Annotated in this window: 11 protein-coding genes and 1 pseudogene; all 12 read left to right on the plus strand. The window is 47.3% G+C overall.

Annotated elements, in window-relative coordinates; all coding sequences use genetic code 11:
• Nucleotides 1-368 precede the first annotated feature (368 nt).
• Nucleotides 369-1,730: an ABC transporter substrate-binding protein gene (locus KTH90_RS06210; protein WP_158350505.1), complete on the plus strand. Its 1,362-nt coding sequence runs from the start codon at nt 369-371 to the stop codon at nt 1,728-1,730.
• Nucleotides 1,731-1,885: 155 nt separating this feature from the next.
• Nucleotides 1,886-2,770 (plus strand): carbohydrate ABC transporter permease, encoded by an 885-nt coding sequence (locus KTH90_RS06215; RefSeq protein ID WP_238726463.1) that lies wholly within the window; start codon nt 1,886-1,888, stop codon nt 2,768-2,770.
• Nucleotides 2,770-3,591 carry a carbohydrate ABC transporter permease gene (locus tag KTH90_RS06220; protein ID WP_158350501.1) on the plus strand — a complete coding sequence of 274 codons (822 nt, stop codon included), beginning with the start codon at nt 2,770-2,772 and terminating at the stop codon, nt 3,589-3,591. The genes KTH90_RS06215 and KTH90_RS06220 overlap by 1 nt, the downstream gene beginning before the upstream one ends.
• A 12-nt stretch (nt 3,592-3,603) precedes the next feature.
• Nucleotides 3,604-5,394 (plus strand): alpha-amylase family glycosyl hydrolase, encoded by a 1,791-nt coding sequence (locus tag KTH90_RS06225; protein WP_158350499.1) that lies wholly within the window; start codon nt 3,604-3,606, stop codon nt 5,392-5,394.
• Between the two features lie 417 nt (nt 5,395-5,811).
• The gene (locus KTH90_RS06230; RefSeq protein ID WP_238726464.1) at nt 5,812-6,948 is read left to right on the plus strand and encodes a MarR family transcriptional regulator; all 1,137 of its coding nucleotides are present in this window, start codon (nt 5,812-5,814) and stop codon (nt 6,946-6,948) included.
• A 16-nt stretch (nt 6,949-6,964) separates the two neighbouring features.
• The gene (locus tag KTH90_RS06235; protein ID WP_009258068.1) at nt 6,965-7,516 is read left to right on the plus strand and encodes a hypothetical protein; all 552 of its coding nucleotides are present in this window, start codon (nt 6,965-6,967) and stop codon (nt 7,514-7,516) included.
• A 333-nt stretch (nt 7,517-7,849) separates the two neighbouring features.
• Complete coding sequence (locus KTH90_RS06240; RefSeq protein ID WP_227123557.1) at nt 7,850-8,161, plus strand: fimbrial protein; 312 nt, start codon at nt 7,850-7,852, stop codon at nt 8,159-8,161.
• 40 nt (nt 8,162-8,201) lie between these two features.
• Nucleotides 8,202-8,912, plus strand: a complete 711-nt coding sequence (locus tag KTH90_RS06245; RefSeq protein WP_009258066.1) for a hypothetical protein — start codon at nt 8,202-8,204, stop codon at nt 8,910-8,912.
• An 11-nt stretch (nt 8,913-8,923) separates the two neighbouring features.
• Nucleotides 8,924-9,916 carry a hypothetical protein gene (locus tag KTH90_RS06250; protein WP_238726465.1) on the plus strand — a complete coding sequence of 331 codons (993 nt, stop codon included), beginning with the start codon at nt 8,924-8,926 and terminating at the stop codon, nt 9,914-9,916.
• Entirely contained in the window at nt 9,916-11,292 is a 1,377-nt protein-coding gene (locus tag KTH90_RS06255) for a C39 family peptidase (RefSeq protein WP_238726466.1), read from the plus strand. The genes KTH90_RS06250 and KTH90_RS06255 overlap by 1 nt, the downstream gene beginning before the upstream one ends.
• A 36-nt stretch (nt 11,293-11,328) precedes the next feature.
• Nucleotides 11,329-14,394: a PrgI family protein gene (locus KTH90_RS06260; RefSeq protein WP_238726467.1), complete on the plus strand. Its 3,066-nt coding sequence runs from the start codon at nt 11,329-11,331 to the stop codon at nt 14,392-14,394.
• A 285-nt stretch (nt 14,395-14,679) separates the two neighbouring features.
• Nucleotides 14,680-15,426, plus strand: a pseudogene (locus KTH90_RS06265) (hypothetical protein); the annotation flags it as partial.
• Nucleotides 15,427-15,474: the final 48 nt, after the last annotated feature.

Here is a 15,474-nt window from a genome sequence, read left to right on the forward strand (position 1 = left end):
CCATGTTTTCAACTCCCACCTGCATCAAACTTACCGTCGTCCGCAATGATTGTTCCCTTATTTTCTTCTGCGCCTGATACTGCGCGATCACAGCAACGAAACTCAGAGACAGAATCATAAGAATCAGAACAGCAAAGAGCATTTTATACCTTATTTTTTTAAATTGAATTCTTTTTAAGGTCATATAATCGATTCCTTCCTGATTTGGAACCATAGATTTTATAATCGTATTATAACAAAACGCCTCTGTATTTTGGGCATTTTGCTGAACAAAGCTAAATATTTTCATAGGAAAGCTAAATAATTTTATTGTATACTGCTTATCAGGCTCTTATAATTAGGGCATCTTAGACAAAGGAGGTTGTGAAATGAAAAGAAAATTTGCTGCTTTTTTATCAATCCTATTGGTTATGGGGTACCTGGCAGGCTGTGGAAACGCCAAAGGCACAGAGGATGCCTCACAATCAAAACCAAAAGAGGCAGACACTTCATCTGCAGAGTCTGCGGCGAAAGAAGTGTCTGAAGCGGAAAAAGGTTCCACAGATCAGAATTCCAAGGAACCTGTGACGATCCATCTGTTTCACCAGAAACAGGAGGCGCAAGAAACCTTTGCTCAAATCATCGACGCATTTCAAGAGGAATACCCTTATGTCACGGTGGAACAGGAAATCGTGACAAATGACCCGGCGTCTATACTAAGGGCGCGTGTTGCAACCGATGAAACACCTGATATCTTTCAGGGAGCCCTTGATACCATGGACATAGCAAGCGGCGGATATATTATGGATCTTGCCGGAGAACCATTTCTGGACAATATTAATAAAGAGGTCCTGAACGATTCTTCTTTTACAGATGGTGACGGACATGTCTGGGCTTTGCCCATAGACGGCAGCTGCGAAGGGATTTTTTATAACAAAGATATTTTTAACCAATTGGACCTGACTCCTCCCACGACCTTATCCGAACTGGATCATGTAATTGAGGTATTGGAAAAAAATAAAATTACGCCCTTTGCTCTTGGCTTTAAGGATTCCTGGACCATCAAACCAATCACTCTTGTGGTTGTATCACCGGCAATCTACGCAAAACAAGATGATTGGAACGATCTGAAAACAAGCGGCCAGACTACCTTTGCTGATACACCAGAATGGAAAACCACCTTTGATATCCTGAAAAAAGTCTATGAACATGGCAACACAAAAACTGCCTTTGATACAGATTATAACGGCGCCTGCAATATGATAGCCCAGGGTGAAGCTGCCATGATGGTTCAGGGGCTCTGGGCACTTGAGCCGATCAAAAGTATGAATGCGGACATCAATCTGGGAATGATGGCCATGCCTGTTTCAGAAAATCCTGAGGATACAAAACTTTTCCAATTTCCTGATTTTGGGTTATCCATCTCATCCAATACCAAACATCCCGAAGAGTGCAATCTATTTTTGGAATATCTGACCCGGCAGGATACAGCCGCGTTATGGTGCAGTTCCTCAATGTTGTTCTCAGCCATTAAAAATGTATCGGTTGATTTTGATCCGTTAGCCGCGGATGTAAACTCTTATATCGACTCCGGCATGATCTGTACGCAGGCAGACCGGGGATGGCCTACTGCTTTTCAGACCGAATATGAATCTTCCTTATCGGAATTTATATTAGGCCATGACAGTTTAGAAAACATATTGGCAAGGTTGGATACTGCATGGGATACCGCTGTTAAGGCTGCACAATGAAAAAGAGTTTCGCTTGCGAAACTCTCCGCCTGCGGCGGGCCCGGTTAGCGGCATCTTCCTTTCCGCCGCAGCGCGATCCACAGGGGGAGGGGATTGGGAAGGTGCCAGTTTCCTCCCTTTTGCCTATATGTTGAAACGAATCCATGGAGGAGATCATGAGATTTACAAAACGGAAAAATAGCATCCTTTATTTTCTTTTTATATTACCTGCATTATTTTTCTTTTCCCTATTTTTCTTATATCCTTTTTTCAGAAGCCTTTGGATTTCCTTAACAGACGCATACGGCTTCAATCCGGAAATACATTTTATCGGCTTGGAAAACTATTGGGAAGCCTTAACAACCAAAGGGTTCCTGAATTCAATATGGGTTACGGTAAAGTATACTGCTTTCGTTACTGTCTTTGCCAATGTCTGCGCGCTTTTATTTGCTTTGCTTCTTGATGGTAAATGTGCATTTAAAAAGTTTTTTCGAGCTGTTTTTTTTCTTCCAAACCTTATGAGTCTTATCATCGTTGGTTTTATTTGGGTGTTCTTATACGGAAGTGTATACCGCTCTTTTGTCTCCGCTTTTTCCATACCGGAAATGTGGCAGATCAGTTGGCTTGGAAATGAAAAAATGGCTCTTGTTTCCATGGGGATAACTGCCATATGGCAATGTGCCGGCTACTATATGCTGATTTATATTGCATCCCTGCAAAATATTTCTGCCGAGCTTATTGAGGCTGCAGAGATTGACGGCGCTTCCAAAATGCAGATCATTCGCAAGATTAAACTTCCGCTTTTAATACCTACCATTATTATAAACAATATTTTATTGATCACAGCCGGCTTTAAGACCTTTGATATACCCCTGGCCATGACTTCCGGAGGCCCAGCAGGAGCTACCACGACAATTGCCCTTCAAATATATAATACCGGATTTCGTTCAAACCGCACGGGATATGCAGCTGCTCAATCTGTCGTTTTATTCCTGCTTATTTCTATTATTACCGCTATTCTATACTTATTTCAAAACCGGAAAGGAGGCAGTCAGCCATAATGAAGAAAAAAATACAAAAAAATACAGGAGTTACTCTTGCTACTTTTTTCGCTGCTTTGATTTATTTCTTTCCGGTTTTTATAGCAGTTATTAATTCCTTCAAAACAAAGGGAGAGATACTTTCCTCCGCAATCTCTTTTCCCAAGGCTTTCAGTTTAGAAAATTATAAGGTTGTCATAGAAACCGCCGATTTTATACATGTATTTTTTAACTCATGCCTCGTTACCGGAGGTAGTATCTTGCTGAATCTTCTGGTAAGCAGTCTTGCCGGATACGCGCTTGCCCGTTGGAACTCAAGATGGTCGAAGTTTATAACTTTACTGTTCCTCTCTTCTATGTTCGTACCCTTTCACACGATAATGATCACTTTGTTGACAACTGCTAAATTACTGAATCTGGTGGGGCATATTTACGGATTAATTTTCATTTATTGTGGATTACAATGTTCCATTCCCATTTTTCTTATTCAAGGTTTTGTCAAGGCCTTACCGATCGAACTTGAAGAAGCCGCAAAAATAGATGGATGCGGAATGATTAAGCTTTTCGGCATTATTGCAATCCCTTTAATCAAACCGATTCTAGCCACAATCTCTATATTAAATGCTCTCTGGACATGGAATGATTACCTATTACCCTATTTAATCCTGGGAAAGCCAATTACAATTCCATTGAGTCAAATGTATTTTTATGGTCAATATAATCAGCAATGGCATTTGATTATGGCAGGTTTTGTGGTTTCGACCATACCGATCATTATTTTCTTTTTAATCATGCAAAAACATATTGTAAACGGCATTTCCGCCGGAGCAGTTAAGGGATAAGGGAGAAACAACATGGTGACGAAAAATAAAATGGGATTCGCAGCCTTTTCCATCGATGAAAGTGATAGAATTTATATGATCGTCACAGATCGTTTCTATGACGGCAATCCGAAAAACAACGGCATCTTAGGTCAGGAGTATCGTCCGGGTAATCTTTCTTTTTATCAAGGGGGAGACTGGAATGGAATCATGCAAAAACTCCCTTATATTAAAAAACTGGGCTTTACTGCTATATGGATCTCTGCGCCGCAGGATAATGAATTATTCAGCCGTTCCGGAGATGAAGCGGGCTATCATGGTTATTACACGAGAGACTTCAGCAATGTAAATCCTCATTTTGGAACAGCTGCTGACCTTGCCGACTTAATTCTCGCATCTGCAGATCTTCATATAAAAGTGATCTTGGACGTACAGTTAAATCATACGGCCGATTATTTGCAGTATCCGTCATTGACTTATGATCCTCCGGAATATTATCCGGCTCCTCCCTTTAATAATCCTAGTTGGTATCATAACTATCCTAACATAGTTGATTTTTCGAACCCAGAAGAAATGCAAAATTTTAGTCTTGGTGGATTGGACGATCTCGCTCAGGAAAATCCTGAATGCTTCCGGGCTTTAAAAGAAGCCTATTGGAATCCTGATACTCAGGATGGATGGTTTAGTTATGGTTTTGCAGGTTCCAGAATCGATGCCGTTTTAGAAATCCCTCCCCAATATTTGGAGGAATTCCAAAATTTTACATGCAAACCCGCCTTTGGAGAAGCTTTAACCGGATCTGTGGATGAAAATGCCGCTTTGGCAAAAACCTTATGGGGCATGCTGGATTATCCCCTTTATTTTCAAATGAATAAAGTTTTTTGCCAGGATAGTTTCTGGGAAGGTATTCATTGGATATTTTCACAGGATTACAAATATCCCTTTTCCAATCGTCTTTTTACCTTTTTGGATAATCATGACCGGGCCCGTTTTCTGGCCAATGCCGGTGACAGCTTTTCAAAATTACGGCTGGCTCTTACTTTTCTTTATGCTGTCCGCGGAATCCCGGTCATTTATTATGGCACGGAACAAAATATGGCAGGAGATTATAAATATTCAGATGAGAATCTGAACCGGGTGAATCGGGAATCTATGACTAGCTTTTCGACAGAAACCACAACCTTCGTTTATCTGGAACATTTAAATCATATACGGAGTCTGTACACCGATTTGTTTTCCAACGGAATGCAAATTGAGCAATATTTTAATTCTGATGACCGAGTGTATGCTTTTAGCCGGGAACTATTCCATAAGACCGAAGCCGTCCTTTGCATATTTAATAATTCTCCCGTTAGGCAAGAACGGCAAATATTGATAAATAGTACTTCGACGGTATTTATTCCAGGCAGATTTTTGGTCGATCTGCTAAATTCTAATAACAGGGTAAAAATTCAAGATTCCGGTCAAGCACCTATCGTTGCCATTTCCATTCCAGCCTACGGCGCTATGCTATTAAGCAACGAATATACCGGAGAATATATTCCTCCCGTATACCGTCAAACGACAATCCGCATTCATTACGATGCCGGATGGGGCAACCGTTTGACAATTCGCGGGAACTCCGTCCCTCTCAATTGGGAATGGGGCCAACCCTGCGATAACATCAATTGTAATCTTTGGCAATATGTTCTGGAACGTCCCTTAAGAGATCCTTTCTTATTTAAAATACTTCTCAACGATTCCGTATGGGAAGCTGGGGAGAATCATTGTATTCGGGAAGGAGAAACGAAAGATCTCTATATTTCTTTTCATGATAAAATATAGTTACAAAACTACGCCGAAATAAAGAAAGCCGAAAACCTTGATAAATTAAGGTTTTCGGCATTACATTCTGGCGTTCCCGAGGTGATTCGAACACCCGACCTACCGCTTAGGAGAACAAATAACTCTTTGTCCTACGATTCCCTTACACTACATTCCGCTTCGTTTTGTGTCAATTTAGCCCAATGAATTTTTGATTTCTCACGCCGTTTTGTGTCATTCTGCACAGTTTCAAGGCGCTGGAATACCTTTCGCGCAATTAGCAAAAAATTAGCAGACGGCATTTTTGAGCTTTTGTAAAAACGCAAATTAGCAGATTATTAGCAGAGCGGCCCGCCCGGGGTGTGTTATTTTTATACGCATCCCGGGCTATTTTATCATTTTTATGCAATAGAATCAATCTTAAAATAGGAGGTTTCCATGCCGGCTTATCAATTACAGATCAAACAGGTCGTGGATTACCCACGATGCCGGATTTATCGGCAATTCGTCCATCGGCTGATGGCAGACCGGAGCATTCGCACAAGCGGAGGCTCTGGTCTTTTTTATTTTACCGTGCTTTGCAGTTACGCAAACTTCCGCACTTCATACCGCCGCATAGATGGTATTAGCTATACCATCTATCCGGGCGAATGGGTCTGCACACTCAAGGAAGTGTCCCAATGGTTTCGCACACGGTTTCAATGCCAGGCGTTGACAGTGCTGGAACAACTGCAGAAACAGCACTTTATCACTTTTCAGACACTGGATCGCGGCAATGTGATCCGCTATAAAATTTGCGACTGGGCGCGGCATAACACGGTGCTTGAATATAATGCTCCCTGCCAAAAGGATACCGGCTTTTTCTTTCTACCCGTTTCCGTTGTCACAGATCTCATCAGCACAAGCCGATGCTCCGAAATGGATATTATTCTGGACCTCTGGGTTTCAGCCGTCTACAACGATAATCAGGTACAGGGGTCAGACCTGGGGCCAGTAGTCTATTTCCGCAACGGCACCGGCAATCCTCTTGTTGCCTACACTGAACTGGCTGTCCGCTGGGGGTTGTCCCGGGCGACAGTCGGCCGCGTCCTCAAAAAGCTGGCCGCGCTGGACTATATCTCCCTTATGTCCTTCCCGGGCCGACACGGCAGCGTGGTCTATTTGAAAAATTACCTGTCCACCATGTTTGAAATATCGGATGTTATGGTGGACAAAGAGGAGGTCGCTATGACGCTCAACATCCATTTGGAACTCCCCGATGAATCAGGCTCCAGCCAAAACACACCAAGTATAGAGCATGAGGTTATCGTTTCAAACGAACTCAATAGCGTTTCAAAATCGCACATTGAAATTATCATCCAAAAGATGGCTCAAATCCTGATGGCACAAGGGATTTCGTGCTTTGGTTGTCCCCTCTCCCGCTATAAGTTATATCCCTTATCGGGCGACTGCCGGGAAGATTTACTACCCCGCGCACGGGAACAGTCAACGCTCTGTTTTGGCTTGTCCATCCTGTGCGGGAACAGACAGGTCACCACTTTTGAACTTACACTCTCTCCCGTTGCGGAGAATTGAATAAGGAGGTCTTACCATGAAGAAATTTGTTGAAAAAGATGTCGCAGAAAACCCGCTGTACCATGATACCTGGAAACTGTTGAAAAAATACCGCGATGTGGTGTGGAGCCTGGAAATTTCTGTCCAGCATGTGCGTTCCAAGTTTGAGATCGAATACGGCACATCCATCGAGGAATTTCTGGATTCCATCTATCTGGCCGGCGCCGATCTGAATGGGAGCGATATTGAACACCATGCCAAGTGCATTGAGCGCAGCCACAAAATGCTGAAACTTTTGGATTCAGCAGTCGAATTGCTTCGTACCCGCCACAAGAACGGCGAGGCCTATTACTGGCTGCTTTACTACTCCTTCCTCTCCCCGCAGCAACTCAAAAATGTGGAGGAGATCATCGAGAATTTGCGTCCGCATATCCGGGACATCTCATTCCGTACTTACTACCGCAGGCGCAGGGAAGCCATTGACGCACTCAGTTCCGTACTATGGGGGTACACCTCCAAAGACAGTTTGGATATGCTGGAACAGTTCTTTCCAGCGCCAAAACCAGATGAAAAGGCCAAGGGCAAATAATTGGCAGAATACGGGAATGAAATTGGCGCATTCCTGCCCTTGAGCCGTAAATCCTGGTGTGCTAAACTGAATATGCTCAAACTTGCACCCAAAACTGAATGCAGGCAGTGAACGGCACCTTTTTCAAGGTGCTTTTTTGCTGCCCTAATGACCGGCCGATTGGGGAGGGAGCCCGCATCTATTACAAGAGCTGCGGGCTCCTCTTTTGTTTGAGTCCCGCATATTACATTTGGATTGGAGGTCCGAAAATTGAAAAAACGCAAGATTCCTCACCAAAAGCGAAACGGCGATACCAGCCCTCCGCGCCGTTTTTCCATTGGCAGAATCGCTTATATGGCGTTTCTGTGTCCCACCGTCTCATTGATGTTCAGCCAGCCGGCCTTTGCCGCAACCGATGTTTGGACAAAGGCCACAGAAATCATGCAGGATGTCTACACGCAGATCCTCGCTATCTCCACGATTGCGGCCATTGTGACCGCTTCGGTAGCATTGCTGCTCATGAATTTCTCCCGTTCTGGTAAAACGGTGGATGAAAGCAGAGCTTGGCTCAAACGAATTGTTATCACCTGGGCCATCTTAAACAGTCTGGGCTTTATCATGTCCTATATCGTCCCCTTCTTTGAGGGTGGTCAGTGGGCAGGTTGATCGGCATCACATTGATACCCGACGAAAGGAGGCATGACCTATGGGTATTCTGGACGGCATTGTTGAATGGATTGCAGAGCAGGTCATGGCGGGCCTTGACTTGATAACCACCTCGGTTTTGGGGGCACTGGGCTGCGATATGGCGGTATTTCTGCGCTACTTTCCCGCAGCCGAAACGATGTACAGCGTTTTTGTGGCACTGGGCATCGGTATCATTCTCCTTAACTGGGTGTGGCAGCTGTTCAAGAACTTTGGCCTGGGAGCCGGCATTGAAGCGGAAGACCCGCTCAAATTGAGCATCCGGTCCGTCATTTTTATTCTTTTAGCGTTCTTCTCCAATGAGATTGTCAGCATGATCCTGACCATCGGCGGCACACCGTATAACTGGATTATGGATTCGGAGCTGCCGGCACTCAGTTTTGCAGATTTCAATTCTGTCATGCTGGTCATCATCGGGGTGTGCGCCAATGGGGCTGTGGCCCTTATCACTCTGATTTTAGTCATCATTCTGGCGTGGAACTACCTGAAGTTGCTGCTGGAAGCGGCAGAGCGATATGTATTGCTCGGCGTGCTGGTCTATACGGCTCCAGTAGCCTTTTCCATGGGGGCAAGCCAGACAACATCAAACATCTGGAAATCCTGGTGCCGGATGCTGGGCGGTCAGATTTTTCTTCTGCTGATGAACGCCTGGTGCCTGCGCCTGTTCACGAGCATGGTTGGTTCGTTTATCTCCAACCCGCTCTCTTTGTAAGGAGGGCCATTTTGAAAAGACTCAAGAAAATTTTGTTCCTTGCGCTGATGGTCGCAGCTCTCTCCTGTCTGTTCTGCCAGCCTGCTTTCGCCATTTCGGAGGAAGAAGTCCAGGCACAAGTGGACGCCGTAGGCAAAGAAGCCGTTTCGGGGAATGTGCTGATCTGGTTTATGTGCGCAATCGGATTTCTTAAAGTATCACAGAAGGTTGATTCTTTTATGGCGAGTCTGGGCGTCAATGTCGGCCATACCGGCGGCAGTATGTTGGCGGAGGCTATGATTGCGGCCAGAGGATTCAGCGGATTTAAGAGCTTTGCCAGCAATCACTTTGCGGGCGGCCGCAGCAGCCATTCCTCCCATGTCAATGCAAGCGGTGGCGGAAAAGGCGGCACTGGATTCGGCGCTGGTTTTGCCAGCGGCGGTTTGGCTGGTGTGATTAAAAGGAATGTTACCAACAATGCGGTCAAAACAGCTACAACGCCACCAGATGCCAAACCCTCCGGGTTAAGCGGGTTGGTCGGCGGTGCTGCAGGCGGCATCGGCGGCCATATCTACGCTTCATCCGTAAGCAAGGGAGGCAATTTTGCCAACAATGTCATAGGATCGGTTGCTACCGGGAGTATCACCCAGATGGGAACTATGACCGGGGATAAAGCTGTAGAAGCTCTGCATTCCTACATGGGTCATGCGGCATTGGAGCCCGGGGCCGAGAATATTCCCACTTATCAGAATGTGGAGATCGGCGGTGGCCGCATTACCGGCACAGAAGTCACTCCGGAACATCCAGAAGGCATCGCTTTTGGTATGTATCATGCAGACCAGTATGTGGCACCGGAAGGCCAGTACACAACCGTTCACGCCGTAGATGGTACCGCCTGGTATAAGCAGTATGCTGCGGATACGGTTGAAAAATCTCCCTATATGGCACCGGACGGCTCGATTGCCTATCACGAATCCATCGTGAAGAAACTGCCGCCTACTCCCAAAAGAAAGGACAAACTCTAATGGCTGAAGAACAAAAAAACAGCTCCGCCGAAACAGTAGATGCTGCGGCCTCTGCCGCACATACGGTCAAAGGCGCTATCAAAGCTGGCAAGGCCATCTCTGGAGCAGCGAAAGGCGCTGCCGCCGGCGGCCCCTATGGGGCTGTGGCTGGGGCCGTCTGGGCCGGCCGAAAGCACATCGGCAAAATCATTGCTATCATTGCGATTCTGCTTTTGCTGCCTGTCCTTTTCCTCTTGATGCTGCCCGGCTTGATTTTTGGCGGGCTGGTCAATGCCTTTTCACCAGCTGATCCTGATACGCCTATCCTCAACAGCGAAACTGCTATCGTGGAAAACGCCAATGACATCACTTTTACCATCAACGCCATCTTGGGTGAGGCCCTGGATGATGTGATCGCCCGCATCGAGGAGGATTTTGCTTCTTCTGGGGCTGACCAGATGGAGATCAAAAATCCCTATTCCTCCGGCCCTGTCTACAACGCCAACCTCATCATCTCGCAGTATTGTGCTGCCCGGGATGAAGACTTTGAGAGCATTTCACTGGATGGCCTGGCCTCTGCCCTGCGAGAGCATAAAGAACATCTTTACTCCTATACCAGCGTACAGGAAAGCCGTGAGGTCACGGCTGAGGACCCGGAAACCGGGGAAGAAATCACAACTACGGAAACTTGGATGGTTTACACCATCCGTTACAATGGTGAGTCATATCTTGCTGATACTGTCTTTGCTCTTACCGATGAACAAAAGGAGCTGGCCGCTGATTATGCCTCCAACCTCAGTTTGTTTCTTGGTGACGGACTTCTGCAAAATCTGGTTGAATGGACCGGCAACAGCATTCCCTCGCTGGGAGATGTGACCTTTACCGACGGCGGGACCCCGGTTGTTTATTACAATCAGTTGGATGAACGCTATGCCAGTCAACCCTATGGTACCGATAACATTGGCGGCTATGGGTGCGGCCCCACCGCCATGGCAATCGTGGTTTCCTCCCTCACGGACGATATGGTGGACCCGGTGGAAATGGCAAAGTGGTCATATGATAATGGCTATTGGTGCAAAAGCAGCGGCTCTTATCACGCATTGATTCCCGCTGCTGCAGAGGAATGGGGGCTTCCGGTGTCCGGCTGCACGACTTCCGAGCCCCAGCGGATTCTGGATGCTCTTGCTGACGGCAAGCTGGTTGTGGCAATTATGTCCGAGGGGCATTTCACTTCATCCGGCCATTTCATCGTTCTTCGCGGCGTGAAGGATGGTCAGATCATGGTGGCAGACCCGGCCAGTTATAAGCGCAGTGAACAACTCTGGGATTTATCCATCATCTTAAACGAAGCAAGCCGCCGTGCGGCAGCAGGCGGTCCTTTCTGGATTATTGGCTGACTGTATCGCACCCCGGCATCAGAAACGAGGTAATACATGAGCAACAAGAATGACCATGATATTTATATCATACCGCCGAACTTTATAGAAACAGGCACTTTTTTTGGCGGTATGTTCCGTGCGCGGAATGTGATTGAAGCCGGCATCCTGGCATTTGCCATCGGGACGCCGGTTTTTTTGTTCCTTCCATTTGGATTGACTGCCCGCATTATTGCTTTATGCCTGACTGCGCTCCCGGTGGCATTGGTTGCCCTCATTGGCATTTCAGGAGAAAGCCTATCGCAGTTTCTGGTCACTTTTCTGAAATACCTGCGGAATCGCCGCATTGTCGGCGGTGACGGTGAACAGCCCGGCGAAAAAACGGTGACCTCCAAATCAGCCGGCAAGCATCTCAAACAGAAGCCTCCAAAGGAGAGAAAGCCCAAGGCGCCGAAGCGCCGGCGGTCTGGTGATGCAGATTTCCCAGCTGAGTTTGATGAAGTCCGTGGATATGAGATCCGCGAAAAGCTCCGGCCCAAGAAAAACACCAGGAAGGAACGGCCTGTCAAGGCCAATAAGACGAAAAAGAAAGCAAAGAAGCGGCCTGAAAAAGAGCGGATGCCTAAACGCCCAGCCCATATCAAGGAGGAAAAGCCTCCCTGCGTCAATCCGGTGGCAGACTATCTGCCCATTGAGAAGATCGCCAACGGCATTATCTACACGAAAGACCACCGATTTGTCAAGGTGGTTGAGGTGGTCCCCATCAACTTCATGCTGCGGAGCGCACGGGAACAGAGAAATATTATCTACTCTTTCGTCTCATACCTAAAAATCAGTCCTGTTAAATTGCAGATCAAAGTGCTTACCCGGCGTGCCGACATCAACCGCCACCTGGACACAGTACGCCGTGAAATGGCGCAGGAGGACAATGAGCAGTGCCGCTTGATGCAAGAGGACTACTTGGACTTTGTTCAACAGGTCGGCTCCCATGAGGCGGTTACACGACGCTTCTTTTTGATTTTTGAGTATGAGCCTTGGAACAACACACGGCGCTCCGAACAGGAAGATGAGGCAATCCAATCTCTCCAAAGTGCTGTCCACACGGCATCCAATTACCTGCGTCAATGCGGCAACGAGGTCGTTGTCCACGAAAATGAGGACGAATTTACCGTAGATGTTTTCTATAATTTGTTGTGCCGAAATGAAAGTGCGGTCAAGCCCCTGTCGGTACGGGCACAGGAAATTGCGGCACAGTATCTCGAAAAGGGGCGGGAGGGTGAGATTGACCGCATCCCGGCAGTTGAATTTGCCGCGCCCAAAAGCATCGACTTCACCCATGGACGGTATCTCTGCATAGACGGGCTGTACTATACTTATCTGCTCGTCCCATCAGATGGTTACAAAACCCAGGTGCCCGCAGGCTGGCTGAGTTTGATCGTCAATGCCGGTGACGGCATTGACCTCGATATGTTTCTTTCGCGGCAACCCAAAGAGCGCATTATTCAGCGGGTCGGCCAGCAGCTCCGCATCAACCGGTCAAAAATTAAGGATGCCAGCGACACGAACACGGACTTCGATGATATAGACGGCGCTATTCGGAGCGGCTATTTTCTGAAGGAGGGCCTTGCGAACAACGAAGATTTCTATTATCTCAACTTGTTGATTACTGTGACTGCCCCTTCTGTGGAGGACCTGGAGTGGAAGGTCAGCGAAATAAAAAAGCTCCTGCTTTCACAGGATATGGATGTCTGCAACTGCCATTTTCGGGAGGAGCAGGCATTTTGTTCTGCCCTCCCGCTGGTTTCCATGGAGAAGGGACTGTTCGAGCGTGGTAAGCGCAACCTGTTGACTGGAGGCGCGGCCAGCTGCTATCCGTTCACTTCGTTTGAGATGTGCGACGACAATGGAATCCTTCTGGGTGTCAACAAATATAACAGTTCCCTCATCATCGTGGATATTTTCAACTCTGCGATTTACAAGAACGCCAATATGGCGATCCTGGGTACCAGCGGCGCAGGCAAGACCTTTACGATGCAGCTCATGGCGTTAAGAATGAGGCGGAAAAACATTCCCGTTTTCATCATTGCGCCGCTGAAAGGGCACGAATTCCACCGTGCCTGTGCCAATGTAGGCGGGGAGTTTATCCAGATTTCCCCGGCCAGCCCGCACTGCATCAATGTGATGGAGATCCGCAAGGTGGATCGGTCGGTCAGTGAGCTTCTGGACGGGCCGGGAATCCAGCTCTCCGAACTGGCCGCCAAAATCCAGCAACTCCACATATTCTTCAGTCTGTTGATACCCGATATGTCTCACGAGGAACGACAGCTGTTGGATGAGGCTCTGATCCGCACCTACAATTCCAAAGGTATCACTCATGACAACGCCTCATTGGAAGACCCGGCCAATCCGGGCTGCTACCGGGAGATGCCGGTGCTGGGCGATTTATATGAGATTTTGAAGGCCGCCCCGGAAACCACTCGCATGGCCCATATCCTCAACCGTCTTGTGAATGGCTCCGCCAGTACCTTTAACAAGCAGACCAATGTGCGGCTGGATAATAAGTACACCGTACTGGATATTTCCTCGCTTACTGGTGATTTGCTGACTGTGGGGATGTTCGTGGCCCTTGATTTCGTTTGGGACCGCGCCAAAGCTGACCGCACCGAGGAAAAAGCCATTTTTATTGATGAATGCTGGCAGCTCCTTTCCGGCGCAGGCGCCACGGGTACCCGACTGGCCGGCGATTTCGTTTTGGAAATTTTCAAGACGATTCGCGGCTTCGGTGGATCAGCGATCTGTGCCAGCCAGGATCTTAACGACTTTTTCAATCTGGACGAAGGCCGTTTCGGGAAAGGCATCATCAACAACAGCAAGACTAAGATCATTCTCAATCTGGAGGATGACGAAGCGGAGCGTGTCCAGGACACCCTCCATCTCTCTGACGCAGAAACGATGGAGGTCACACACTTTGAGCGCGGCAGCGGCCTTATTTCCACCAATAATAACAATATCATGGTGGAGTTCAAGGCCAGTCCATTGGAAAAAGATCTCATAACCACAGACCGCAGGGAGCTGCGGGAGCTTTTGGAGCGCAAGCGCCAAGAACAAGCTGATTCCGCTTAAAAGGCATTTTCTCTGGGAGGTGCGGAAGCACCTCCCTTTATTGCGCGGAGTAGTGTAAAGAACATGGTTGGATGCTTTACCAACAGACGGCGGGGCAGTACCGTCCTCCGCAACCATTTAGAATTTTATATGAGGTGAGTCCAATGTATCCAACAATAAAGTAATCAAACAATGAATTTAGAGGTGATATAAAGCGAGTTTAAGAGTTTCTTTAAGCAAGTTGGAGGCAATGAAGGCGACAAATGCAAATATAACACCCGTTTAGATACTTACGGTTGCGGCTGTCAACACAACTGTAACTACTGCTATGCCCGTTCATTGCTTCATTTTCGTGGATTATGGGATGCGGCGCATCCTCGTGTTGCAGACATTGAAAAGGTCCGGCGGAAAATCCGCAGTCTCCCATCCGGCAGCATCATCAGGCTTGGAGGCATGACAGACTGTTTTCAGCCCTGTGAACTCCAGTACCGCACTACCTACCAGACCATCCAGGAGATGAATCTATGCAGGGTAAGCTATCTCATCGTCACGAAGTCTGCACTTCCCGCTGCCCCGGAGTATTTAGAGATCTTGGACAAGGAACTGGCCCATATTCAAATTACCGTGACCTGCCTGGACGATGCACAAACCGCCCAATTTGAAAAGGCCAGTCCTCCCAGCCAGCGCATCCGCGCAATTCAGGCTCTGCAAGCGGAAGGGTATGATGTAGCAATCCGATTAAGCCCCATCGTTGAGGAATACATGGATTTCGACAAGCTGAATGATTTGGGAATTGAGCGGTGTGTGGTTGAATTTCTGCGCGTCAATTCGTGGATCAGGCAGTGGTTTCGGGGTGTTGATTTCTCTAAATATACCGTGCGGCAAGGAGGCTACTATCATCTTCCTTTGAAAGAAAAGCAGCGGATCGTGGAAAAAATCCATATTCCGCAGAAGACAATCTGTGAAGATGTAACGGAACACTATCAATTCTGGAGGGATTTTGTAAATCCCAATAAAGAGGATTGCTGTAATCTCCGGAAAACGCATCATTGACAGTTCCAATACGCCTATAAGACGCCTTTTTTCCTACTATTCTCGAAA

This window comes from Diplocloster modestus, assembly GCF_019042245.1.
GTDB lineage: Bacteria > Bacillota > Clostridia > Lachnospirales > Lachnospiraceae > Diplocloster > Diplocloster modestus.

Excerpts from the sequence above, each read along its gene's own strand:
- KTH90_RS06245 (WP_009258066.1), top strand. The coding sequence starts at position 8,202 with ATGGGTATTCTGGACGGCATTGTTGAATGGATTGCAGAGCAGGTCATG.
- KTH90_RS06260 (WP_238726467.1), top strand. The coding sequence starts at position 11,329 with ATGAGCAACAAGAATGACCATGATATTTATATCATACCGCCGAACTTT.
- KTH90_RS06240 (WP_227123557.1), top strand. The coding sequence starts at position 7,850 with ATGGCGTTTCTGTGTCCCACCGTCTCATTGATGTTCAGCCAGCCGGCC.
- KTH90_RS06230 (WP_238726464.1), top strand. The coding sequence starts at position 5,812 with ATGCCGGCTTATCAATTACAGATCAAACAGGTCGTGGATTACCCACGA.
- KTH90_RS06220 (WP_158350501.1), top strand. The coding sequence starts at position 2,770 with ATGAAGAAAAAAATACAAAAAAATACAGGAGTTACTCTTGCTACTTTT.
- KTH90_RS06235 (WP_009258068.1), top strand. The coding sequence starts at position 6,965 with ATGAAGAAATTTGTTGAAAAAGATGTCGCAGAAAACCCGCTGTACCAT.
- KTH90_RS06210 (WP_158350505.1), top strand. The coding sequence starts at position 369 with ATGAAAAGAAAATTTGCTGCTTTTTTATCAATCCTATTGGTTATGGGG.
- KTH90_RS06215 (WP_238726463.1), top strand. The coding sequence starts at position 1,886 with ATGAGATTTACAAAACGGAAAAATAGCATCCTTTATTTTCTTTTTATA.
- KTH90_RS06225 (WP_158350499.1), top strand. The coding sequence starts at position 3,604 with ATGGTGACGAAAAATAAAATGGGATTCGCAGCCTTTTCCATCGATGAA.
- KTH90_RS06255 (WP_238726466.1), top strand. The coding sequence starts at position 9,916 with ATGGCTGAAGAACAAAAAAACAGCTCCGCCGAAACAGTAGATGCTGCG.